This is a genomic window from Pseudomonas sp. LBUM1676 (assembly GCF_059695605.1).
Genome location: NZ_CP166777.1, coordinates 2,525,468 through 2,548,601 on the forward strand (window position 1 = coordinate 2,525,468; position 23,134 = coordinate 2,548,601).

Consider the following 23,134-nt stretch of genomic DNA (forward strand, 5'->3'; position numbering starts at 1 on the left):
GCTTTCAGTCCAGGCGTTCCGGGTAGGTCACCACCAGATACGCCACCGCTTCACTGTCGGCCGGATTGCGGTAGCGGTGGGGCTGGTCGGCGTAGAACAGGATCGAGTCCCCCGTGGACAGTAGATATCGCTCATCGTTGACGCTGATCTCCAGCACCCCCTGAGCCACCACCAGGTTCTCCTGAACCCCCGGCCCGTGTCCTTCAGACTGGTCCTCGCCCAGAGGACTCAGGCGCAACTCGTAAAACTCCGACTGGCGCGCCACATCGAACGGGAACAGGGCGCGGCTGACAAAGGCGCCGTTGGCACTGACCAGGCGTTTGCTCTGGCTGGCCGACAGCACCGCCACACCTTCGAAAGCCCGGTGCTCGAGAAACGCCGCCACCGATACCTTCAAGCCCTTGGCGATTTTGCAAAGCACCTTGATCGACGGCACGCTGCGCCCGGATTCGATCTGCGCCAGCATCGCCCGGCTCACACCGCACTGGCGGGCGAGGGCATCGAGGGACAGATGCCGCTTGCCCCGCAAGCGTTGCAGGTTTTGCGCGACCCGCTCGCAGATCGGGTCTTCTTCGAGTGATTCCAGGTTATTCAAATCCACGACCGGTTCGTCGGCGCTCGCCAGAAAGCGCGAGGGTTGCTGCACGTTCACGCGTGACGCGTCTCGGTCGCCTTGCTCCCTTGCACCCACTGAAAGGCCAGGCCTGCGTTGCGTGCGTACATGTCCCACATCGCCCGTGCCCGTTGCTGAGCCTGTCTGCGTTTGCGGTAGCTGACGAAGTCGATGAGGTTGTCAGTCGGATTCATGGGGCACTTCACTGTGTGATGAATGACGGGTTGAGCTGAGAGTACGCGGATATTTTTATAACGATAAATACTTGTTTTGTATTTGTTAATTCTTTTTGGTTATTTATCAGGAGGAGCGATCCTGCACCCAAAAGCGCGGGCGCCGGAGGGCATGGGATCAACTAAGCTAATTCCAAAAAAGTATTTATAGATGATTTTTAAGATCGTTTAGCTTTATCCGCCTGGAAAGTGCTACGCCCTTGGCGTGGCGTTTTTTTTTGCGTCAGGCATCCGGTCTCCGTCATCGCCTGAGGCTCATTCAATTTTTCTGACCTTGGGTGCGAGCGACGTGCCCGAGTGCTGTTTGCCGGGAGCTCCTGTGACAATCATTCAAACCTCTTTGGCCACGCCTTGGATCGAGTCTTCCCAAAGGCTCGCGCCACCGTCCGCCGAGCCGGCGAATGTAGGGGATGTCGTGCTTGAGTTGCGTGCCGTCACCAAAACGTACCGGCGTCAAAAAGGCGCGTCCGTGTTGCCGGCAGTGAGCAATGTCAGCTTGAAGGTGCGTCGGGGCGAGGTCCTGTGCCTGATGGGGACTTCCGGAAGCGGCAAGTCAACGCTATTGCGCCATATCAACCGCCTGATCGAACCCACGAGTGGCGAAGTCCTGATCGAGGGCCAGGCGATCAGCGGATTGAGCCACAAGGCCTTGCGTGAGTTGAGGTCGCGGCGTATCGGCATGGTGTTTCAGCATTTCGGCTTGTTGCCCCATCGCACGGTGCTGGACAACGTGGCGCTGCCGCTGGAGTTACGCGGCGAACCTGAACCGATCCGTCATGCGGCGGCCGCTGTGCAGTTGCAGGCGGTGGGGCTGCAGGGCTGGGGCGAGCACTATCCCCATGAACTGTCCGGTGGCATGCAGCAACGCGTCGGCCTGGCGCGAGCCTTGGTCACAGACCCCGACATCCTGCTGATGGACGAGCCCTTCAGCGCGCTCGATCCGACCATTCGGCGGGACCTGCAGACTCACTTCCTGGCCTTGGCCCGTGAGCGCGGGATCAGCACCTTGCTGGTCACGCACGACCCGGCTGAAGCCATACGCCTGGCTGATCGGATTGCCGTGCTGCGCCATGGTCAACTGGTGCAGCTGGGCACCCCGGAACAATTGCTGGAACATCCCGCCGATGCCGAAGTGGCGGATTTTTTCCGTGACTGTGGCGCAACGTCATCCGCACCGCGCAGCGTGGACGACGTTAGCCTCCAGGCATCGCAAACCGAACCGCGCGAGCCGCCTCACACCCCACGCTTGCCCGGGTGGCAGGCGTTGTTGCTGGGGCCAGCGGCACTGGCGGCCCGGGGCAAGGGCGGATTGTTCTGGATCACTTTCGCCAGTGAGCTCGCCGCCCTGGCGGTCTTCAGCCAGGGCATTGTCGCCTCGTCGTGGCTGGCGGTGCTGGCTGCACTGGCCGTGTTCGCGGCCAGCCGCTTCACGGCGGTCTCGCTGAGCAGCCAGCCCGTGCGGCGTAACGCTTCGGGTTGGGCGCTGCCGTTGGCGGTACTGCTGATCAGCCAGGCCTTGGTGATCTGGCGAGTGATTACCCCTGACACCACGAACGCGTTGCTGCAGTTCCCGGCCAACCGCCAGGCGCTGCTGCTTGCAGCAGAGAGCATCGACCAGTTCATCGGCTGGTCGCAAGTGACGTTCGAGGGAGCATTTGTCGGCGTGATTGTCGCCGTGCGCACGGTCATCGAAGGCATCGAAAACCTGCTGGGCTGGTTGCCATGGCCGGTTTCGGCGCTGGCGCTGGTGTTTCTGGCCTGGCGTTCGGCAGGCCTGGCGCTGGCCCTGACCAGCAGCGCGGCCCTGCTGTACATCGGCCTGTTCGGTTTTTGGGAGCGAACCATCGCGACCCTGGCACTGGTCGGTTCGTCGGTACTGATCGCTCTGGTCATCGGAGTGCCAACCGGCATTTTGCTGGCGAAGCGACCGCTGGTACGGCGGCTGATCACGCCCTTGCTGGATGTGATGCAGACCCTGCCCACCTTTGTGTACCTGATTCCTGCCGTGACGTTCTTCTCCGTCGGCAAGACCCCGGCCGTGATCGCGACGGTGATTTTCGCCCTGGCGCCGATGATCCGTTTGACGTCGCTGGGTATCCAGGAAGTGCCCAAGGATGCCGTCGAGGCGGCGGTCGCGCACGGTGCCAGCCCTTGGCAAACCCTGATCAAGGTGCAGTTGCCGCTGGCTCGTCGCTCGCTGTTGCTGGGGATCAACCAAACCATCGTCATGAGCCTGTCGATGGTGGTCGTGGCCGCCCTGATTGGCGCTGGTGGCCTTGGATACGACGTCATGACCGCGCTGCGCAACATCAAGGGCGGCGAGGGCATGCTGGCCGGTGCGGCGATCGTCCTGTGCGCGCTGATTCCGGATCGAATCATTCAATCGAGCTTGCGCAAGCAAGATCATCTGCCTAACTAAACAGAGATATTTATCGTGAAAACCCACTTGTCGCGCACTCTGGGCGCAGCCGCGCTGCTGGCCTCCCTGATTCTTCCTGCAACGGTGATGGCCAAGGACAAAATCGTCATTGGCGAGCAGAACTGGACGGGGGCGATCGCCATCCAGCACATCCTCGGCGAAGTGATCAAAACCCGTCTGGATGGCGATGTGTCCTATCTGGCAGGGGACGTCCCGGTGCTGTTCAGTGCCGCCGCGAAAGGCGATGGCTCGGTCGATGTGCTGACCGACATCTGGTTGCCCAATCAGTCGGCCGCCTGGGCCAAGTACGTGACGGGCGGCACCCGGTCATTGGTTGCCAACACTCACCCCTATGCGGGCGAGCAAGGGTTTTATATCCCGGGGTATTTGCAGGACAAGTACGGCGTCAAATCCATCTACGACCTGAAAAAGCCGGAAGTGGCCAAGCTGTTCGAACCGCTGGGAGGTGGCAAGGCGCAGCTGCTGGTCGGGCCGGCGGGCTGGGAGTCGACCTACATTGGCCAGATAAAGGCCAAGGATTACGGATTCGCCGATAAATTCGAGGCGGTTTCAACCGAGGCCTCCGTCACCTATGCCAAATTGGCCGCGGCTTACAAGGCGCAGCGCGGTGTGGTGTTCTATGCCTACACCCCGGACTGGATCTTCTCGGCCTTTGACCTGCGTCGCCTGGAAGAGCCCGCGTTCGACGGTTATGCCCAGGACAACAAAAAAGATGACCCGTTGTACAAGGCCGATGGCTGCTGGAAATTCATCAGCCCGACGGTCGACCCGGACTGGTTGAACAAGAGCCGGATTACCTGCGCCTTCCCGGATGCCAAAGTCCATGTCCTGGCCTCGGCGGCCTTGGAGAAACGCGCGCCGAAAATTGCCGAGTTCTTGCGCAATGTCGCGATCGAACCGGCGCAGCTCAATGAGCTGATCCTGAAGATCGAAAAGGAAAAACTGCCGGCTGACGTGGCCGCCAAGGCGTGGGTCCAGGCGAACAGCGCCACCGTCGATCAATGGCTCGCCGCCTCGGCGCCGAAAGTGAGTTCCAGCCAATGAGTCGAACCTCCTTGCGCTTGCTCGATGGCGGCATGGGGCGCGAGTTGCAGCGCATCGGCGCGCCATTTCGCCAGCCTGAATGGTCCGCGCTGGCGCTGATCGAAGCGCCGCAGTTCGTGCTTCAAGCGCATCGGGCGTTCATTGATGCCGGAGCCCGGGTCATCACCACCAACAGCTATGCGGTGGTGCCGTTTCATATCGGCGATGAGCGCTTTGCCGGGCAGGGGCGTTCGCTGGCCGAGCGGGCGGGGCGCCTGGCTCGTCAGGCTGCTCGCGATAGCGTCGAACCGGTCACGGTGGCCGGTTCGTTGCCGCCGGCGCTCGGGTCCTATCGTCCGGACCTGTTCGATCATCAGCGCTCTGTCGCTATCCATCGCACGTTGATCGCCGGTTTACAGGAGCACGTCGATATCTGGTTGGCAGAAACCCAGAGCTCCACCGCTGAAGTTCGAGCGGTGGTCGAGGCGCTGGGCACGCAAGCCAAGCCACTGTGGGTGTCCTTTACGCTGCTTGATGAAGTCGCCGAGCCACCGCGACTGCGGTCATCCGAGCCAGTCGCCGACGCGGTACGGGTGGCGGTCGAGTTGGGGGCGAGGGCGGTGCTGTTCAATTGCAGTCAGCCGGAAGTGATGGCGGCGGCACTGGCCGAGGCCCGAGCTGTCATCCAAAGCCTCGATCAAACCATTGAGCTGGGGGTGTACGCCAACGCGTTTCCCCCCGTCAGTACCGAAGCCAAGGCCAACAGCACCTTGCTGGAAATTCGTCGCGATCTGGGCCCCGAGTCATATTTGCACTGGTCGCGAACCTGGGTCGCGGCAGGAGCTAGTATTGTTGGCGGATGCTGCGGCATCGGACCAGAACACATCGCGCAATTACACCGGCATCTAGTGCCGAACAGAGAGGTTGCTGAAACATGAGTGATCTTCAACAACACGTATTGGTTGAGCAGGCGACGTTTGGCGCCGGTTGTTTTTGGGGCGCTGAAGCGTCCTTCCGGGCGTTGCCGGGCGTGCTCGACAGTCGGGTCGGTTTCGCCCGGTCGGCCAGGGGTGAGTCGGCGTTGATCGAAGTGGTGCAGGTCGACTTCGATCCCAAAGTGATTTCCTACAGTCGCCTGATCGAGCACTTCTGGACCTTGCATGACCCGACATCAGTCGATCGCCAGGGCGAGGATGTCGGGGTGAAATACCGTTCTGCGTTATTTTTCAGCTCGGCGCAGCAGGCCCAGTTGGCGCTTGTCGCCAAGCAGCGGCTGGATGCGTCGGGTCAGTTAGGCAAGCCGATCGCCACCGTGATCGTGCCGCTGGGGGAATTTCAACGAGCGGATGAAGAACAGCAGCGTTACCTGGAAAAGCACGGCGCCAGCAGCTGCTCACTCTGAAGGTTGACCCGGTTTTTACTTGAAAAAAGACCAGCGCCACGGACTCGTTCCGTGGCGTTTCCCGGTGGCTATGAGAGTCTGATTAGGTTGCCGACACGATGGATCGAAACAGTGCTGAAGATCGGGCATTGAATCCGCTGCTGCGGCTGCATATCGGGCTCGAGGATGAAGCGTTGATTGAGGATTTGCAGCGGGGATTCGCCGCTGCAACCTGATCAAAGCTCCGATCTACTTATGCAGGAATTGCATATCCGGATAATTAAATATTCTTTTAAGAGATAAAAGCTTTCGTTGATGATGCCTGTAGCCAGATCAAATCCAAAGGCTTACAGGAGTAAATGAATGGGCAATGTCCAGAGCGCCACCCGTGCCTTCGAGGTGTTTCGACACCCGGCACCCGGTGGCGAACTGCTCGACCTTGGCCGGGTCTTCCGGGAACCCCTGGCGCTGTCGCGGCTGCACAGCACACCCAAGCGGGTGTTGAGTCGCCGCGAAGCGGTCTTGCTGGGGGTGTTCGCGCTGGTGCTGCATGGCGCGGTGATTGTCTGGGTCAACCAGACACCACCGCCGGCATTGCCAGTGGTGCCACCGGAAATTCCGCCGATGACCATCGAGTTTTCGCAGCCGGCATCGCCGGTGGTGGTGCCGCCACCGCCCGAGCCGATACCGCAACCCGTGGTTGAACCGCCACCGCCGATCGAAGATGAGTTGGCGGTGAAACCCCCGCCACCTAAACCCATCCCCAAACCCAAGCCCGTGGTCAAGCCGGTCCCCAAGCCCGTGGCTAAACCGGTAGAGCAGCCACCGGCACCGCCCGCGCCGCCACAACCGGTCGCCGCCCCGGCACCCCCCGCACCCCCCGCACCGAAACCGGTGACCCCGGCGTCGGCCAGTGCCGGTTACCTGAAAAACCCGGCGCCGGAATACCCCTCGCTAGCGATGCGTCGCGGCTGGGAAGGCACAGTGCTGTTGCGGGTGCATGTCCTGGCCAGCGGCAAACCCGGCGACATCCAGATCCAGAAAAGCAGTGGCCGCGATCAACTCGACGACGCCGCCCTGGCTGCAGTCAAACGCTGGAGTTTCGTCCCGGCCAAGCAGGGTGATGTCGCCCAGGACGGCTGGGTCAGCGTGCCCATCGACTTCAAAATCAAATAACCACCATAAACAGCACCGCGGGCCACCTGACAAAAGGCGCATCGCTACAACCGATCCATTGCCTTGTTGGAGAGCCTGACCATGAACCTGATTGCATCCCCCTTCGAATCCATCGAACACGCCGTCATCTGGCTGTTGATTATCTTCTCTGTCGCGACATGGGGCCTGGCCTTGCTCAAGGGCGTGCAGTTCACCCGCCTCAAGACCCAGGACCGCAAATTTCATAAACACTTCTGGGCCGCCTCCAGTCTCGATTCCGCCGCTGAATTGGCCCATAGCCAACCTGGCGCCGCCGCTCGCGTCGCACTGGCCGGTTACGCCGCGATCCAGGTCAGCGATCAGCCGGGCACTGACCTCAGTCAGTCGATCAACTACCAGGACCGTCTCGAACGCGCCCTGCGCCAGCAGATCGTGCGTGAACGACGCTCGCTGGAAAGCGGCTTGGCAATCCTCGCCAGCATCGGCAGCACCTCGCCCTTCATCGGCCTGTTCGGCACCGTCTGGGGCATCATGTCGGCCTTGAAAGGCATCAGCGCAGCGGGCTCGGCGAGCCTGGAAACCGTGGCCGGGCCGATCGGCGCGGCGCTGGTTGCCACCGGTGTCGGCATCGCCGTCGCGGTGCCGGCGGTGCTGGTGTACAACTATTTTCTGCGGCGCCTGAAGCTGACCGCCGCCGACCTCGACGACTTCGCCCACGACTTCTACAGCCTGGCGCAAAAACATTCATTCCGCGTGCTGTTGCACCCTGTATTGAGCAAATCCGGCGCGACTGTCGCCGGGCAGAAAGTCAAGGAGGCGTCCTGAAATGGCCTTCTCCACACAAGACAGCGATGAAGTGCTCAGCGAGATCAACGTCACACCCCTGGTGGATGTCATGTTGGTGCTGCTGGTGGTGTTCATTGTTACCGCGCCGCTGCTGACCAATGCGATCCCGATCAACCTGCCGAAGACCGAAGCGGTAGCGCCGGTGGAACAGAAAGATCCGCTGGTTGTGAGCATCGACGACAAGGGCAAGGTGTTCATCAACAAGGACGAAATCCAGGCGGACCTGCTGGAGTTCAACCTGCAGGCGGCCAAGGCGAAAAATCCTGACGTGCGGGTGCAACTGCAGGCGGATAACGGGGTGAATTATGGCGAAGTGGCGCGGGCGATGGCTTCGATCGAACGGGCGGGGATTACCAAGTTGTCGGTGATTACGGCGAAGTAATGGGGAAGGGAAAGGGCCGCTTTCCAGATTGGGGCGGCCTTTTTGGTGCTCGCCACAGGGGCGGTGGTGACTAAGGTGGGTCTAGTTGATCCAGCGCCCGGTTTACCGCCAGCTCGCCGAGCATGATGACTTGCGCGATGCCCAACAGGGTATTGCGATGCGACCCTTCTACAAGCCCCGCGAGATCCGTGGCCATCACATTGGCCGATGCCAGAGATTCGCACGCATGGACTAATAGCGTTTCGGTATCGAGTTGCGGGTTTATGGTGAACATCGTGCTGGGTAAGCGCGGCGTGGCCCTAAAAGAAGGGTGGCGGCTGTAACGCAGGTTAGTAGACCGGGGAGATCAGCATTTACCGGCGCGCCGAAGCGCCCTGCGCACAGCCGCCATCAAGTTCAGGTCGCAGACACATGACTGATAGAGCTTTTGCACCTTTGCCGATAACACCTCAGGCTACTAAACCCGACCACTGATAGGCAGTGGCAGGGAAACAATAGAAGGCATGGACAAGGCGCACAAGCCGGCGGATTCTGGCGCAACTGTAGGCAATTGCGCAAGATTTTGTAGCCTCAGGGAAGCCATTCAGTTGGTATTTAAACAAGCTCTTACAACACCGTTGATTTATCCGACCTGCGCGTCCCACAGCCGATTAAAACACGCCGAAAACACCGGAAATGTCCGACGTATTTTTAGGGTTGGCTGTCGGAAGTGCGGCGGTTAGCGTGGTAGCTCTCATCACTCAGCAGAGAGTCACCATGCCCGACGACACACTCAAGCCCCACGAGCCATCAACGGCCCAAAGTACCACCCCGTACCTCTCTGGCGATTCGAGAAAATTTCACCAGGCCGCCGACCGGGCCCTGGACCATTACCTCAAACCCGCCGCGGTCGAGGACGCCAACAGATCGAGCAAACCGGCGATGATTTTTATCGTGGCCCCCGAGGTCGATAACGAAACGCTTCTGGCCCAGGTTTGCGAATTGCTGGCGTCGGCCAACGCCATGGTCAGTGATATGGCCGGGTTGATGGACGGGACTCAGCGCAACACGATGCTGGCGGTCCAGCAGGTCATCATGCTGGGTGAACTGGCGGTGAATCGGGTGCTGGATAATGTGACGCCGCCGCAACAGGTGGTGTTTTGACCGGGCCCAACCTTTCGGATTGGGCCCTTGTTCGTGTGGTCACTGATCCTTTTCGCAGTTGATCATCCACGACACACCAAAGCGGTCGACCAGCATCCCGAAGCGCGCCGCCCAGAATGTGGCTTCCAGCGGCATTTGCACCTTGCCGTCTTCAACCAGCGCGGTGAACACCCGTTCTGCCTCGGCAATGCTGTCGACATTCAGCGAAACCGAACAACCGGCCATTTCATCCGTGGGGCGATCCGGTGTGGTGTCCGAACCCATGATGGCCTGATCGCCCACTGCCAGGCGGGTGTGGATGATCAGGTTGTGCAGGTCAGCCGGAAAGTGTTCGCGCGCCGGGCTTTCACCGAAGGTCATCATCATTTCGATCTGGCCTTGCAGGGCCTGGGCATAGAAGGTGAAGGCGGCTTTGCAGTCGCCGTTGAAAATAAGGTAGGGATGGATTCTCATCTTTCAGCTCCCGGTCATTGAAGGGGGACATATCGGTTGGACGATTGCTCGTCAGCGAATTCCGATGCGCTTCGACTCGGGTAGCAAAGCCCTAAAACGCTGCGGGCGGGTGGGTTTTTTTAGATGTTTTTTCTATGGACGAGGCCAGGCTTATTGCTTCAGGCGCGCGCCGCGGTGCCAACACACGCTCGATGGCGCCGCTCACCAGACTTTCCAGCAGTTCATTGTGCTCTGCTTCATCCAGCGGCTGCTGCGCCAGCCAGCAGGGCGCGCTGTTGAGCAAGGTGGCAATGGCATGCCCGGCGGCCAGCCGGCCCTGTTCACTGAACCGCGACCGGACGCCGAGCATCAGCAGCAACTTGTGTTCGTATTGCTCGCGCAGTTGCCGCACCCGTAGCTGCTGCTCTTCGTTCAGGCAGCCGCTGTCGCGCTCCACCAGGCGAAAATGCCAGGGCATCTCCTGGTGCAGAGTCACATGGGCGCGGATCAGCGTCTGCAGTTTGTCGCGTTTGGCCGGCGCCTGTTGGGCGATGCGGCCCAGGGTGGCCAACAGTTCTTCGTAGAACTCCTCGATCAAGTCGAGCAGCAAGTGCTGCTTGCTGGGGTAATGGTGATACAACGAGCCCGGGGCGAGCCCCAGGCAGGTCGCGAGTTCACGCATGCCCACTTGGCCGAACCCCTTGCTGGCGAACAGCTCCAGCACCTTGTCCCGGTATTCGGCGAAACGCGAACAACGCTCAGGCATAGGCATGGAAGCCGCGCCCCGTTTTGCGTCCCAGATAGCCGGCGGCGACCATTTCCTTGAGCAGTGGCGCGGGTCGGTATTTGCTGTCGTTGAACCCTTCGTAGAAGGCTTCGAGAATTGCCAGTACGGTGTCCAGGCCGATCAGGTCCGCCAACGCCAGCGGGCCGATGGGCTGGTTGCAGCCCAGGCGCATGCCGGCGTCGATGTCGTCGCTGCTGGCCAGGCCTTCCTGGAGCACCAGGATCGCTTCGTTGATCATCGGCACCAGAATCCGGTTGACCACGAAACCCGGACGGTTGCCGGCGGTGATCGCGGTCTTGCCCAGGGTGGTGGCCATGTCCAGCGCCACGGCGTGGGTCGCGTCGCTGGTTTGCAGGCCGCGGATCACTTCGATCAGCCCCATCACCGGCACCGGATTGAAGAAATGCAGGCCGATGAAGCGTTCAGGCTGGCTGACGCTGGCGGCGAGTTGGGTGATGGACAGCGAGGAGGTGTTGGAGGCGATCACGCATTCGGCGCTGACCTGCGCGGCGATCTGTTGCAGCACCCGCAGTTTCAGGTCGAGGTTTTCAGTAGCGGCTTCGATCACCAGTTGCACAGACTGCAGACTGCTGTAATCGGTGCTGGTGCGGATCCGGTCGAGGGCGGCGAGCTTTTGCTCTTGGGTCAGGGTGTCCTTGGCGATCTGCCGATCGAGATTCTTGTCGACCGTCGCGATGGCCATTTGCAGGGCGCTGTCGCAAATATCGATCAGCGTCACGTTGAAGCCGGCCAGGGCGCAGACCTGCGCAATGCCGTTGCCCATGGTGCCTGCGCCGATCACGCCAATGTTTTGCAGATTCATGTTCCTGTCCTTGCTCAAACCTTGCGATACCTTGGCCGTCGCATCGGCCGAAGGCGTACTATTGGCCCCGAGTCTAGAGCCGGCAGGGCGGTTGTCCTATGCCGAAACTGTTCAACGGCACTGGTGTTTTTTGCCATTCGGGTGATGGGGAGTGAAGCGTTCAAATGCGGGAAAAAGACTCGGTGGCCGCTTACTTCATGCAGGCCATGGTCCAAGGGATGGGGGACGATCCGCAACGCTTGATGGCGGCGCTGGAACAGGCGGGCATCGACCCGATGTTGTTGCAACAACCCGCTGCACGGGTCCCGGCCAGTGCGTTCGCCGCGCTGTGGCTGATCCAGATCCGCGAACTCGACGACGAATTCTTCGGCCTCGACTCCCATGGCATGCTGCCGGGCAGCTTCGCCCTGATCTGCCGGGCGCTGATCCAGGAGCCCGACCTGCACAAAGCCATGCGCCAGTGCCTGGCCAACTTCGCCCTGTTCCTGCGCGACTTTCGCGGCACGCTGACCGTACGCGGCAAACGGGCGGTCATCAGCCTGGAAACCCGGGCGCAAAACGACGATCGCGCGCGTTTGGGCGAAGAAACCTTCCTGATATTGATGATCAGCCTGTTGTGCTGGCTGGGCGGTCGACGCATCCCCATCGATCGCGCGGACTTTCGCCATCAACGCGTCCCCCTCAGCGATGACCGTTTGCTCTGGGGCCCCAACCTGACCTTTGGCGCCGAACGCACCGAGATCGAATTTGCCAGCCACTACCTGCGCTTGCCGGTGGTCCAGGACCTGGCTTCGTTGAAAATATTCCTGCGCACCGCACCGCAATGGCTGGTGATCCGCTTCCGCAACCAGCATGGCCTGGCCTCCCAGGTTCATCACCGCCTGCGCCACAGCCATTACAGCGAGTGGCCGACCTTGCAGGCCTTCGCCCTGGAACAGCACCTGAGTCCCAGCACCTTCCGCCGCAAACTGGAGCGCGAAGGCTGTTCGTACCAGGAGATCAAGGATGAAGTGCGACGCGGGGTGGCGTTCGAGCAATTGCGCCAGAGCAAGGCGAGCATCGGCGATATTGCCGAGCGGCTGGGGTTTCAGGAGCCGAGCGCGTTTCATCGGGCGTTCAAGAAGTGGACGGGGGAAAGTCCGGGACGGTATAGGGCGCGGTTTCAGGGGGACCGCACTGAATGAGTCCTGCCCTTGGCCGCGTCACCTCGCTGCTCGACCAGGCCAGGCGCGCCTTGCTTCTGGTCTGGGGCACCTCCCGCGGATTATTCCTCGGCCTGGTGCTGGCCACCCTGATCGCCGGCGTCCTGCCTGCGCTGGCCGCCTGGCTGGGCCAGCGCATCGTCGATGCGGTGGTCGGCGCCATGCAGTTGCACGCGCAGCAGGGCAGTGCACCCTTGTGGCCGGTGGTGCGTTATGTGCTGCTTGAAGCCGGTGTGCTGGCGCTGCTGTCCGCCACCCAGCGGGCGTTGTCGGTGCAGCAGTCGCTGTTGCGGGTGCAGCTGGGGCAGAAGGTCAATACGATGATCCTGGAGAAAGCCCAGACCTTGTCGCTGGTGCAGTTCGAGAATTCCGAGTTCTACGACAAGCTGGTGCGGGTCCGGCGCGAGGCATCGACCCGGCCGTTGGCGCTGGTGATGAAGTCGTTGGGGCTGATCCAGAACCTGATCGTGTTGATCAGCTTCGGCGTGTTGCTGGTGCATTTTTCGCCCTGGGCCCTGGTGCTGCTGGTGGTCGGCGCGTTGCCGGTGTTCTTTGCCGAAGCGCATTTCTCCGGGGATGCCTTCCGCCTGTTCACCCGCCGAGCGCCGGAGAGTCGCCAGCAAAATTACATCGAGACGCTGCTGTCCCACGAAGGCTACATCAAAGAGGTCAAGCTGTTCGGGTTTGCGCCGCTGCTGTTGAAGCGTTATCGCGACACGTTCGCCCGTCTGTATGCCGAAGACCGACGGTTGACCCTGCGCCGGGACGGCTGGGGATTTGCCCTGGGCCTGCTGGGCACCGCTGCGTTTTACCTGGCGTATGCCTGGGTGGTGGTGGATACCGTCCACGGCAGCATCAGCCTTGGGCAGATGACCATGTACCTGGTGTTGTTCAAGCAGGGGCAGACGGCGGTGAGCAACAGCCTCAGCGCCATCAGTGGGCTTTATGAAGATGGCCTGTACCTGTCGAGTCTCTATGAATACCTGGCCGAACCGGTGGTGGTCGATACCGGCAGCCTGACGGTGGGGGCGCTGCCCGGCGATGGTTTGCGTTTCGAGAATGTCGGTTTTCGTTATCCGGGAGCCAGCCGCGCCGCGCTGGAAGGCATCGACCTGCACCTTGTGCCCGGCCACAGTGTGGCGCTGGTGGGGGAGAACGGTTCAGGCAAGACCACGTTGATCAAACTGCTGGCGCGTCTGTACCGTCCTGACCAGGGCCGCATCCTGCTGGACGGCAGCGATCTGCAGGCCTGGGAAGAAGACGCGCTGCGTCGCCGCATCGGCGTGATTTTCCAGGATTACATCCGTTACCAGTTCTCTGTCGGCGAGAACATCGGCGTCGGCGATACCCTGGCCTTTAGCGATGAACAGCGTTGGCAGGAGGCGGCCGCCGAGGGCATGGCTGCGCCTTTTATCGAGCGCCTGGATCGCGGGTATGCCACGCAGTTGGGCCGCTGGTTCGCCGGTGGGCAGGAACTGTCCGGCGGACAATGGCAGAAGATCGCCTTGTCCCGCGCCTACATGCGCCGCGATGCCGACATCCTGATTCTCGACGAGCCGACCTCGGCGCTCGACCCGGCGGCGGAAGCGGCGGTGTTCGAGCATTTCAGCGAGCACACCGAAGGCCGCATGACGTTGCTGATTTCCCATCGCTTTTCCAGCGTGCGCAATGCCGATCACATCATCGTGCTGGATCAGGGCTCGATCCTGGAGCGGGGGGATCACCACAGTCTTGTGGCGGCGGGCGGGCGCTATGCGCAGTTGTTCAACTTGCAGGCCAGGGGTTATCGCTAGGTGTCAGGAATCCTGAGCGCGCCGGGTCGTGGTCGGCCCCGCGACCTGTGCCGGCGGCGTCGACTGCATCAAGCTGTCCAGGGCCTTGCGATAGGTCTGCCCACCCAGGCTCATGCTGTTGTTGTGGGTCGCACCGGGCACCAGCAGCAGACGCTTGGGTTCAAGGGCCGCATTGAATAGTTGCTCGCTGAAGCGCGGCGGCACGTAGCGGTCTTCCAGGCCGTGGACCACCAGCAGCGGCATGTTGATCTCGGCGATCTTGTCGATGGAATCGAATTTCTGCGACAGCAGCCAGCGCACCGGCAGGGACGTGTTGGCCATCGCCGTGGCGACGTCGGCCAGGGACGTGAAGGTCGACTCGATGACCAGCCCGCGAGCCGGCACCGGGGCCTGCTCTTTTGCGGCTGTCTGGCCCAGCTCGGCCGCCAGGTCGATGGCCACGGCGCCGCCCAGTGAATGGCCGTAGATCAGCCGTTTGTGGGCATCCGGTTGCAGCAGCTTGAAGCGGTCCCAGGCCACCCGTGCGTCTTCATAGACCGTGGTTTCCGATGGCAGGTCGCCGTGACTCTGGCCGAAACCGCGGTAGTCGATGGCCAGCACCGAGTAGCCCAGTGCCTGCAGTTGTTGGATGCGGAACAGTTGCCCGGTGAGGTTCCAGCGCACGCCATGCAGATAGAGGATCGCCGGCGCATTCGCCCGTTCCGCCGGCCACCACCAGCCATGGATACTTTGCCCGGCCTTGAAGCTTTTGGGCTGCAGCTCGATCTCCTGGACGCTGCTCGGCAAGCCGCGGTACCAACTGGCATTCCCCGGTTCGATGCGGAACAACAGCTCCCGTTCCTTATGCTCCAGCACCGCGCAACCCACGGGCAGGCCGATGATCAGCGCAGCCATGCACAGCAGCGGCAGCCAGCGTCGGCGTAGGCGAGCGAGGAGGGAAGTGGGCATCGGGCGGTCCACGGTAAAAAAAACTGAAGTTCGGGTTTTAGCAGAAGCGTGCGCAGGGTGGGGAAAATTTCGACAGCCGTTCACCTGCCCCCTGTAGGAGCGAGCTTGCTCGCGAAGAACGCAGGGACGACCCGGGCAGTCTGATGCCGCGCATTATCGTTGACGTTTTTCGCGAGCAAGCTCGCTCCTACAGGGGGACGACGTCGCTCGATATTCGTGGCTCAATCCACCTGCAACACAATCTTGCCGATGTGCTCGCCCGCTTCCATCCGCGCATGCGCCTGCGCGGCCTGTTCCAGCGGATACACCTTGTCGATCATCGGCAGGCAACGCCCGGCGGCGAGCACTGGCCAGACGTACTCGCGCAATTGCTCGGCAATCGAGGCCTTTTCTTCGCGGGTGCGCGAGCGCATCAGTGAGCCGGTGATCGTCGCGCGTTTGCCCAGGATCGCCATCAGGTCGACCTCTTTGGCCTTGGCGCCGCCGAGAAAGCCCAGCATCACCAGGCGGCCGTCCATGCCCAACGCCGCGATATTCTGATTGAGGTAAGAGCCGCCCATGATGTCGAGGATGACATTGACGCCTTTGCCGGCGGTTTTCTCCTGGATGACCTGGACGAAATCCTGCTCGCGATAGTTGACCGCCTCGGCCCCCAGCTTGCCAATCGCCGCACACTTTTCTGCACTGCCCGCCGTGGCGAAGGCCTTGATGCCGAATTCGCGACACAGCATCAACGCGGTGGTGCCAATGCCGCTGGTGCCGCCATGAATCAATGCGCGCTGGCCCTTGCTGGCGCCACCGATGTCGAACAGGTTGGCCCACACGGTGAAGAAGGTTTCCGGGACCGCCGCGGCTTGCACCCAGTCCATGCCATCGGGAATCGGCAGCGCCTGGCTGGCCGGGGCGACGCAATATTGCGCATAACCGCCGCCATTGGTCAGCGCACACACGCGGTCGCCCAAGATGAATTCACTGACGCCCTGACCGATCGCCACCACTTCACCGGCCACTTCCAGACCGGGGATCGGGCTCATGCCGGGTTTCATCGGGTACTTGCCGGCGCGCTGGATCACGTCGGGGCGGTTGACGCCGGCGGCGTGGACGCGGATCAGGATTTCGCCGAGGCCTGGGGTGGGGACGGGCACCTGGTTGGGTTGCAGGACTTCGGGGCCGCCGGGTTGGGTGATTTCGATCTGGGTCATGGTTTGGGGCAGAGTCATGTCGCATACCTGTCTGGAAGGTGATCTGTAGATGGGATCACCTGAATGTACAATCATTCAGTGTGGGAGCGAGACCGGCTTGGCGGCGGTGTTTTCGGGGACTGGCGAGTAAAGATCGCCACCTCGCTCCCTGTAGGCGCTGTCGAGCGAAGCGAGGTGGCGATCTTTTGATCTTTTGATCTTATGGCATTTGCGGCAGTTCCTGCGGACGCAGGTCAAACACCAGCACTTCGGCATCCACGCCATTGCTCAAGTTCAGCACCTGCTCATCGCGGACCCGCACGCCATCGCCTTCCTGCAACAACACACCATTGAGTTCGACACTGCCGCGAGCGACATGCACATAAGCATAACGGTTGGCTGCCAGCTCCAGGGTGGCGCTTTCCTTGCCGTCGATCAGGCCGGCATACACCCGCGCGTCCTGGCGCACCTTCAGCGAACCATTTGTCCCGTCGGGGGAGATGATCAGTTGCAGACGCCCACGCTTTTTCTGGGTGCTGAAATGCTCTTGCTGATAACGCGGTTTGGCGCCGCTTACTTCCGGCACGATCCAGATCTGCAGAAAATGCACCGGCCGCGTAGCCGAATGGTTGTATTCGCTGTGGGCCACGCCGCTGCCGGCGCTCATCAGTTGCACATCGCCGGGGCGGATCACCGAACCGGTGCCTAGGGTGTCCTTGTGTTCCAGGGCACCTTCGAGCACATAGGAGAATATCTCCATGTCGCGGTGCGGGTGCTGGCCAAAGCCTTTACCGGCCGCCACGCGGTCATCGTTGATCACCAGCAGGTCGGAAAATCCCTGCTCTTTGGGGTTGCGGTAGTTGGCGAAGGAAAAGGTATGGAACGACTTCAACCAACCGTGATTGGCGGCGCCGCGATCAGAAGCTTTGCGTAGGGTCAGCATGTTGAAATTCTCCTGGGGGGACGTTGATTCGTCCGAGTGAGGAGAAGGTTAATGGTTACTTGTGAGTGCAATAAGTAGGTTAAAATTGAAATACTGTCGCGTTTAGGTTGACAGTAATGAACAGGTAATCGGGTATTCTTATCCTCTGCATTCCTTGTGGAAGCGAGCCTGCTCGCGAAAGCGGATTCACATTCAACGATACTGGTGACTGTCAGACCGCTTTCGCCGGCAAGCCGGTCTCGCTCCCACAGTGTCATGTACCCGCAGACTGTCTTTTTTTGACCTCAGTGATTTTGAACCCATGAAAACCGTGGCTATGGTGTTGTTTCCGGACTTTCTGCTGCTCGACATGGCCGGGCCTATGGAAGTGTTTTCCATCGCCAACCGTTATCTGCCCCCGGCCGAGCGCTATGAGCTGTCGACCATCGGCACCGAGCATGGCGCGCTGCGGGCCTCCAATGGCGTCAGCGTGCAGACCGATCTGCACATCGATCAGGCCGATCACGCCTATGACCTGTTGCTCGTGCCGGGCGGCCCGGGTGCCTACAACGAAAAACATCCGCCGTTGCTGTGCTGGCTCAAAGACGCTGTGAATAGGGCAGGCCGTTACGGTTCAATCTGCACCGGCGCCTTCGTGCTGGGCCATGCCGGCCTGCTCGACGGCTATCGCGTCACCACCCACTGGCACTACACCGAACGGCTGACCAAGGGCTTTCCCAAGGCGACGGTGGAGACCGACCGGATTTACTTGCTGGACCGCAACCTCATCACCTCCGGCGGCGTCACAGCCGGCATCGACCTGGCACTGGCGGTGGTCGCCGAAGACCATGGCAAGAAAGTCGCCCAGGACGTGGCGAAGGTGTTGCTGGTGGTGATGAAACGCCAGGGCGGGCAGGCGCAGTTCAGTCCGTTGACGGCCGCCGTCGCCCCCCAGGAAACACCGGTGACCCGGGTGCAGAACTATATGCTCGAGCATCTGGATGAAGCCTTCAGCATCGAGCGCATGGCTGGCCTCGCCACCATGAGCCCGCGCCATTTCGCCCGGGTGTTCGCCCGGGAAGTGAACATGACGCCCATGGAGTTTTTGCAAAGTGCGCGAATCGATTGCGCCAGGAACCTGCTGGAAACCAGCGACCTGCCACTCAAGACCGTGGCCTTCAAAAGTGGCTTCGGCAGTGTCCGGCACATGCGTTTCCTGTTCAGTGAAAAGCTCGGCCTGACCCCGAGCCAGTACCGCGAACAGTTCAGCTAGAGCCTTCGTGTCCGTTGTGCGCACCCTGATGGCCGTGGCGCTCCCATCTTGGCCTTTGTACCGTCACCGAGGCCTGCCAAGATAGCGCTGGACTCTTAGCTATGGAGGTGCGGGAACCTGGATGGCCGGTGCGATGGATTTTTGCACTGTGAACCGGACCAGGTTTTCAGCACGCAAACGTGCATGACCAGCCTCAGACATTTGAACAGCGAAGCGCTGCTGCGATTCGGCCCCTATGCGTTTTACCTGCGCCAGCGCCTGATCCTGCACGGTGATCGGCCGCTACGCATGGGCGGGCGGGCCCTGGATATTTTGCAGGTGTTGGTGGAGCGTGCCGGCACGGTGGTCAGCAAGGATGAGCTGATTGCGCGGGTCTGGCCGACGTCGGTGGTCGAGGAAATCAACCTGCGGGTGCACATTGCCGCGTTGCGCCGGGCGTTGGCCGACGGCCAGGACGGGCAGCGCTATATCGTCAATATTCCGCAACGCGGCTACAGCTTTATCGCCCCGGTGGGGCATGAACCGCAAGCTGCGCCAGTCCCGATCGAGACGCTGCAGAGAACCCGGCACAACCTGCCTGCGCGGCTCTCGCCGGTGACCGGCCGGGACTCGATCGTCGGCAGCCTGGTGCGGCAGTTGCCGGTTCGCCGGCTGATGACCCTGGTCGGTCCCGCCGGCATCGGCAAGACCACCGTGGCCTTGCGCGTGGCCGAGTTGCTGTTGCAGCACTACCAGGATGGCGTCTGGCTGATCGATATGACGGTGATCGATGACCCGGCGCGAGTGGTCGATCATTTGACCCGCGCCCTTGAACTGGAGATCGGCAGCACCCTGGAGGTTTTGGCGCAACGGCATACGTTGTTGGTGCTCGATAACTGCGAACACCTGCTCGAACGCTGCCGGACGCTGGTCGAGGACCTGTTGATGGCAGCGCCCCGGTTGTCGATCCTGGTGACCAGTCGCGAACCGCTGCAAGCGCTGGGGGAGACGGTCCAGCGCTTACCGCCCCTGGCGGTGCCGCCGGTTTCGGCGTTGCACAGCGTGACCGAGACCATGGGCTATTCGGCGGTGCAGTTGTTTGTCAGTCGTGCCCGGGCCCGTCAGCAAGGTTTTTCCCTGCGCGAACAGGACCTCAAGGCGGTACGCGAGATCTGTCGGCGGCTCGACGGTTTGCCCCTGGCCATTGAACTGGCGGCGGCGCAGATCGATGCGCTGGCGTTAGTCGGTTTGCAGGCTCAGCTGGATAACTGTGTTCAGTTGCTGACCCAAGGCCGGCGCACGGCCGTGCCCCGGCATCAGACGCTCAAGGCCGCGCTGGACTGGAGCTATGAGCGGCTGAGCCAGCTGGAGCAAACCCTGTTGCAGCGCCTCTCGGTATTCAAAATGTCTTTCACCCTGGATGCCGCGATTGGCGTGAGCCGTTGCCAGGTGCTCAAGCCCAATCAACTGGCGGCGCTGGTGCAGCGCCTGGTCGCCAAGTCCTTGCTTTCGATGGATCAGGTCAACGGTGCTACCCGTTATCGCTTTCTCAATACCACGCGCACCTATGCCCTGGAGAAGCTTGAACACAGCGGCCACCTGCGCACGTTCGAGCGGCGCTACTCGCATTACATCAGCCGTGCGCGCCGGGTCTCAGGCGTGCAGTTGCCCATGGAGCTCGTCGAGTAGCCGTCTGACTCTGCTCAAGTCCGGCGTGGCAAAACCTTCGGTGAACCGGTTGTAGACCGGTGTCAGCAGTTCAAGTGCCTGCCGATGCCGACCCTGGCGCTGCCACAGTTGCGCCAGCGAGGTGGCGCTGCGCAGTTCCCAGGCCAGTGCACCCTGATGTTGTGCCACGTCTAAAGCCCTGATCAACATAGCCTCGGCCGCTTCGGTTTTCAGTGGGCAATCCTCGGCCAGCAGCGCGTCCGCCCGGGCTCGCAGAACTTCCGCCGTGCACCAGCCAGCCGTACCGGAGTCGGCCCGTTGCAACAGGGCGTCATCGACGAAACCGCTATCGAGCGTGACCATGATGTCCTTGATCAGCCCCACGCCTGGCTGTAGAGGCAAGTGCGCCTCGGCGCGGTCGATCACCTGCGCATAGTGCCGGGCCCAGGTGTAGAACAGCAGCACCGAATGTTTCTGCGCTTGCTCCAGCAGCAGGCGCAAGAGTTCGCGAGCCGTGCGGGTATCGCCGTTGTAATGGGCGATCAGGCAGCCGGCCAGCGCCAGGGTGTAGCAAATGGATGTGCCGTGGTTGATCTGCGTGGCAATGTCCAGCGCTTGCCGGGCGGTGCGCCAGGCTTGTTCCGGTTGCCCCTGCAACCAGAGGATGCGCGCCAGCGTCGTCAGGGCGGCAACGCTCTGATCGTAGTGCACGCCAAAACCGTAGGTGAAGCGGTTGAGATGGCCGCTCTGGGCCATGCGCTGAAGGACCTGTTCGGCATTCATTCGCGCCTGCTGCTGGTCCCCGGCAAAGTGCAACGCCAGCACCCGCAAGCGATGCGTGCTGAGGGACAAGGCCGCATTGCCGTGCAGGCCCAAGCGATCGAATTGCCGGCTCTGTTCCAGGGCCATCTGATAATTGGCGCCACAGAGGTTGACGGCCATGTGCCCGGACACCGCCCGCAACTGACCGGTTAAATCGTTGCAATCTCTGGCCAGGTTTCCGGCGCTGACGAACGCCTCGACGGTTTCCGTCGCGCAGACCTGAGTGTGGTAGCAGGCGCTGCCGAGGGCCAGCTTGAGGGTCATTTCCAGATGAGGGCAGGGCTCAGGCGCCGCCTCAAGCAAGGTCAGCGCCTTGCGTACGTAAACGCCGTGCTCCTTGAGCCGCGACAGTTCCTGCCAGAGTGGCGTCGAGGTCGCGGTCAAGCGGATCGCCAGTGCCTGTGGTCCATGAGCGTTCAAGCCCCAGTCGAGGGCCGAACGAATGTCATCCAGGCCGCGGGCGTAACGCTCGATCCACAGGCCCGTGGAAATCAGCTCCCAGTCGGTTTGGGCTTGATGCATCAAGGCCAGGCAACGTTCAGCGTGGCGCTTTCGCGTGTCCGGCAGATCCACGGTCTGGTCGAGTTTTTCCAGGGCGTAGCTGCGGGTGGTGTCGAGCAAGCGGTAGAACACTTCTTCGTCGCCGACCTCGACGTTCAGCAGCGACTTGGCCACCAGTTGCGTGATCGAGCCGAACACTTCGCCGGGTTCGATGTGGTCGCCGACGATCACCGCTGCGGCCGACTCCAGGGTGAAGCCACCCCTGAACACCCCCAACCGGCGCAGGCAGGTTTGCTCGCAGGCGTTCAGCAGTTCGAAACTCCAGTCGAGCGTGGCGCGCAGGGTCTGGTGTCGGCCCAGCGTCGACGGACAGCCTTGGGTCAGCAGGCGAAAACTGCCTTGCAGCTGCGCCAGCAATCCGCTCAGACCGAAGTTGCCGACCTGCGCTGCCGCCAGTTCAATGGCCAGCGGAATGCCGTCCAGACGATGGCAGATTTCAATCAACAGCGGCAGGTCGTCATCGCTCAGCTCGAAACTGTCGTGGCTGGCCATGGCCCGCTCGACGAACAGTTGCAACGCGGAAAAGGTCAGTGCCTGGGCGCGGTCCAGCACCGCGATGGGCGGTGGGCAATCGAGCGATTCGAGACGCTGGACGAACTCACCTTCGGCCCGCAGGCTTTCGCGGCTGGTGGTCAGGATGTGCACGTGCGGTGCGGCGCGCAGGATGCTTTCGCAGAGCAGCGCGACGGCGTCGAGCAGGTGCTCGCAGTTGTCGATCACCAGCAGCATCTGCCGCTCCCGCAGGCACGCTGCAAGGCTGCTCATCGGTTCGGCGCCGTGCAGGGACAAATCCAGCAGCGTAGCCAGATGTGCAGTGATCAGCGTCGGGTCACTGATTGGCGCCAGGTCCAGCAGGCGAATGCCGTCCCGATAACGACCGATCAACAGTTCGCCGATGCGCAGCGCCACCGTCGTCTTGCCGATGCCGCCGGGGCCGACGAGGGTGATGAAGCGCTGGCGTGGCAGTTGCGTGACCAGGCTTTCGACCAGCAATTGACGACCGATCATGCGCGTTCGACGGATGGGCAGGTTATGGGCGCTCGGCTCGATGCTTTCGCTCGCGAGCGATTGCCCGATCGGTTGCAGCGAGAACGGCGCGACAAAACTGTAGCCGCGCTGGGCGACGGTGACGATATAGCGCTGGCCAGCCTGGCCGTCGCCCAGGGCTTTGCGCAGCGCTGCCATGTGCACGCGCAAGTTGATGTCTTCGACTACGCTTTTGGGCCAGACCCTGGCGATCAGTTGCTGTTTGCTGACCACGTTTCCGGCGTGCTCCAGCAGGATCAACAGAATGTCCAGGGCTCGCCGGCCCAGGCGCAGAGGCTGGTCGGCCTCCATCACCCGGCGTTGTCCGGGATAGATCCGGTAGGGGCCGAAATGGATGGCCTGTGCGGGGGAAAGGGTCAACGGGTCACTCCGGGGAAATTAACAACGATTAACTCGTACTGCGTCAGGTCTGCGGCCAAAACTCTCTTATAAAGGACTGATGCGTCAAGCGCATGTCCAAGCGCGCGTGGAGCGTCTGAG

22 protein-coding genes are annotated in these 23,134 nt (G+C 61.7%); 12 read left to right on the forward strand and 10 right to left on the reverse strand.

Features of this window, described 5'->3' with window-relative positions; genetic code table 11:
* Nucleotides 1–4: 4 nt before the first annotated feature.
* Together ACA041_RS11890 and ACA041_RS11895 are read right to left on the reverse strand one after the other, a co-directional pair.
* Nucleotides 5–595, reverse strand: coding sequence for a helix-turn-helix domain-containing protein (locus ACA041_RS11890; RefSeq protein WP_412072219.1), 591 nt, complete (start codon nucleotides 593–595; stop codon nucleotides 5–7).
* A gap of 53 nt (nucleotides 596–648) precedes the next feature.
* Nucleotides 649–807: a hypothetical protein gene (locus tag ACA041_RS11895; protein WP_497441269.1), complete on the reverse strand. Its 159-nt coding sequence runs from the start codon at nucleotides 805–807 to the stop codon at nucleotides 649–651.
* Between the two features lie 394 nt (nucleotides 808–1,201).
* Here ACA041_RS11895 and ACA041_RS11900 point away from each other — a divergent pair, with 394 nt between their 5' ends.
* From ACA041_RS11900 to ACA041_RS11930, 7 genes are all read left to right on the forward strand, one after another.
* Complete coding sequence (locus ACA041_RS11900; protein WP_497442057.1) at nucleotides 1,202–3,265, forward strand: ATP-binding cassette domain-containing protein; 2,064 nt, start codon at nucleotides 1,202–1,204, stop codon at nucleotides 3,263–3,265.
* Between the two features lie 87 nt (nucleotides 3,266–3,352).
* On the forward strand, nucleotides 3,353–4,330 hold the full coding sequence (locus tag ACA041_RS11905; RefSeq protein WP_497442058.1) for an ABC transporter substrate-binding protein: 978 nt from the start codon (nucleotides 3,353–3,355) through the stop codon (nucleotides 4,328–4,330).
* On the forward strand, nucleotides 4,327–5,247 hold the full coding sequence (locus ACA041_RS11910; RefSeq protein WP_497441270.1) for a homocysteine S-methyltransferase family protein: 921 nt from the start codon (nucleotides 4,327–4,329) through the stop codon (nucleotides 5,245–5,247). The genes ACA041_RS11905 and ACA041_RS11910 overlap by 4 nt, the downstream gene beginning before the upstream one ends.
* Nucleotides 5,244–5,711, forward strand: coding sequence for a peptide-methionine (S)-S-oxide reductase MsrA (msrA, locus tag ACA041_RS11915; RefSeq protein ID WP_497441271.1), 468 nt, complete (start codon nucleotides 5,244–5,246; stop codon nucleotides 5,709–5,711). Before ACA041_RS11910 ends, msrA begins: the two co-directional genes overlap by 4 nt.
* 342 nt (nucleotides 5,712–6,053) lie before the next feature.
* On the forward strand, nucleotides 6,054–6,866 hold the full coding sequence (locus ACA041_RS11920) for an energy transducer TonB (RefSeq protein ID WP_497441272.1): 813 nt from the start codon (nucleotides 6,054–6,056) through the stop codon (nucleotides 6,864–6,866).
* A gap of 81 nt (nucleotides 6,867–6,947) precedes the next feature.
* A complete protein-coding gene (locus tag ACA041_RS11925) occupies nucleotides 6,948–7,670 on the forward strand; it encodes a MotA/TolQ/ExbB proton channel family protein (protein ID WP_497441273.1) in 723 nt (240 codons plus the stop codon).
* A 1-nt stretch (nucleotide 7,671) separates the two neighbouring features.
* Entirely contained in the window at nucleotides 7,672–8,073 is a 402-nt protein-coding gene (locus ACA041_RS11930) for an ExbD/TolR family protein (protein ID WP_128869506.1), read from the forward strand.
* Between the two features lie 70 nt (nucleotides 8,074–8,143).
* On the opposite strand, the gene ACA041_RS11935 is transcribed toward ACA041_RS11930, so the two are convergent.
* Nucleotides 8,144–8,401: a DUF6124 family protein gene (locus ACA041_RS11935; protein ID WP_497442059.1), complete on the reverse strand. Its 258-nt coding sequence runs from the start codon at nucleotides 8,399–8,401 to the stop codon at nucleotides 8,144–8,146.
* A 428-nt stretch (nucleotides 8,402–8,829) separates the two neighbouring features.
* Between ACA041_RS11935 and ACA041_RS11940 the strand changes: the two genes are divergently transcribed.
* On the forward strand, nucleotides 8,830–9,216 hold the full coding sequence (locus tag ACA041_RS11940) for a DUF6124 family protein (protein ID WP_497441274.1): 387 nt from the start codon (nucleotides 8,830–8,832) through the stop codon (nucleotides 9,214–9,216).
* Between the two features lie 39 nt (nucleotides 9,217–9,255).
* Here the strand turns inward: ACA041_RS11940 and ACA041_RS11945 are convergent, their stop codons facing one another.
* The 3 genes from ACA041_RS11945 to ACA041_RS11955 all read right to left on the reverse strand — a co-directional run bounded on the left by ACA041_RS11945 (nucleotide 9,256) and on the right by ACA041_RS11955 (nucleotide 11,258).
* Entirely contained in the window at nucleotides 9,256–9,669 is a 414-nt protein-coding gene (locus ACA041_RS11945; RefSeq protein WP_497441275.1) for a VOC family protein, read from the reverse strand.
* Nucleotides 9,670–9,760: 91 nt separating this feature from the next.
* Entirely contained in the window at nucleotides 9,761–10,420 is a 660-nt protein-coding gene (locus ACA041_RS11950; RefSeq protein WP_497441276.1) for a TetR/AcrR family transcriptional regulator, read from the reverse strand.
* A complete protein-coding gene (locus tag ACA041_RS11955) occupies nucleotides 10,407–11,258 on the reverse strand; it encodes a 3-hydroxybutyryl-CoA dehydrogenase (protein ID WP_497441277.1) in 852 nt (283 codons plus the stop codon). The genes ACA041_RS11950 and ACA041_RS11955 overlap by 14 nt, the downstream gene beginning before the upstream one ends.
* A 164-nt stretch (nucleotides 11,259–11,422) precedes the next feature.
* On the opposite strand from ACA041_RS11955, the gene ACA041_RS11960 reads away from it, so the two are divergent.
* Together ACA041_RS11960 and ACA041_RS11965 are read left to right on the forward strand one after the other, a co-directional pair.
* On the forward strand, nucleotides 11,423–12,442 hold the full coding sequence (locus ACA041_RS11960) for an AraC family transcriptional regulator (protein WP_497441278.1): 1,020 nt from the start codon (nucleotides 11,423–11,425) through the stop codon (nucleotides 12,440–12,442).
* Nucleotides 12,439–14,253: an ABC transporter ATP-binding protein gene (locus tag ACA041_RS11965; protein WP_497441279.1), complete on the forward strand. Its 1,815-nt coding sequence runs from the start codon at nucleotides 12,439–12,441 to the stop codon at nucleotides 14,251–14,253. Before ACA041_RS11960 ends, ACA041_RS11965 begins: the two co-directional genes overlap by 4 nt.
* Nucleotides 14,254–14,256: 3 nt before the next feature.
* Here the strand turns inward: ACA041_RS11965 and ACA041_RS11970 are convergent, their stop codons facing one another.
* From ACA041_RS11970 to ACA041_RS11980, 3 genes are all read right to left on the reverse strand, one after another.
* Complete coding sequence (locus tag ACA041_RS11970) at nucleotides 14,257–15,201, reverse strand: alpha/beta hydrolase (RefSeq protein ID WP_497441280.1); 945 nt, start codon at nucleotides 15,199–15,201, stop codon at nucleotides 14,257–14,259.
* Nucleotides 15,202–15,422: 221 nt separating this feature from the next.
* Nucleotides 15,423–16,421 carry an NAD(P)H-quinone oxidoreductase gene (locus tag ACA041_RS11975; protein WP_497441281.1) on the reverse strand — a complete coding sequence of 333 codons (999 nt, stop codon included), beginning with the start codon at nucleotides 16,419–16,421 and terminating at the stop codon, nucleotides 15,423–15,425.
* 181 nt (nucleotides 16,422–16,602) lie between these two features.
* Nucleotides 16,603–17,325 carry a pirin family protein gene (locus tag ACA041_RS11980; RefSeq protein ID WP_497441282.1) on the reverse strand — a complete coding sequence of 241 codons (723 nt, stop codon included), beginning with the start codon at nucleotides 17,323–17,325 and terminating at the stop codon, nucleotides 16,603–16,605.
* A 301-nt stretch (nucleotides 17,326–17,626) separates the two neighbouring features.
* Here ACA041_RS11980 and ACA041_RS11985 point away from each other — a divergent pair, with 301 nt between their 5' ends.
* Both ACA041_RS11985 and ACA041_RS11990 read left to right on the forward strand, forming a co-directional pair.
* A complete protein-coding gene (locus ACA041_RS11985; protein ID WP_497441283.1) occupies nucleotides 17,627–18,577 on the forward strand; it encodes a GlxA family transcriptional regulator in 951 nt (316 codons plus the stop codon).
* A 183-nt stretch (nucleotides 18,578–18,760) separates the two neighbouring features.
* The gene (locus tag ACA041_RS11990; protein ID WP_497441284.1) at nucleotides 18,761–20,245 is read left to right on the forward strand and encodes an ATP-binding protein; all 1,485 of its coding nucleotides are present in this window, start codon (nucleotides 18,761–18,763) and stop codon (nucleotides 20,243–20,245) included.
* Here the strand turns inward: ACA041_RS11990 and ACA041_RS11995 are convergent.
* Nucleotides 20,210–23,014 carry an ATP-binding protein gene (locus tag ACA041_RS11995; protein ID WP_497441285.1) on the reverse strand — a complete coding sequence of 935 codons (2,805 nt, stop codon included), beginning with the start codon at nucleotides 23,012–23,014 and terminating at the stop codon, nucleotides 20,210–20,212. The genes ACA041_RS11990 and ACA041_RS11995 overlap by 36 nt on opposite strands.
* Between the last annotated feature and the right edge of the window lie 120 nt (nucleotides 23,015–23,134).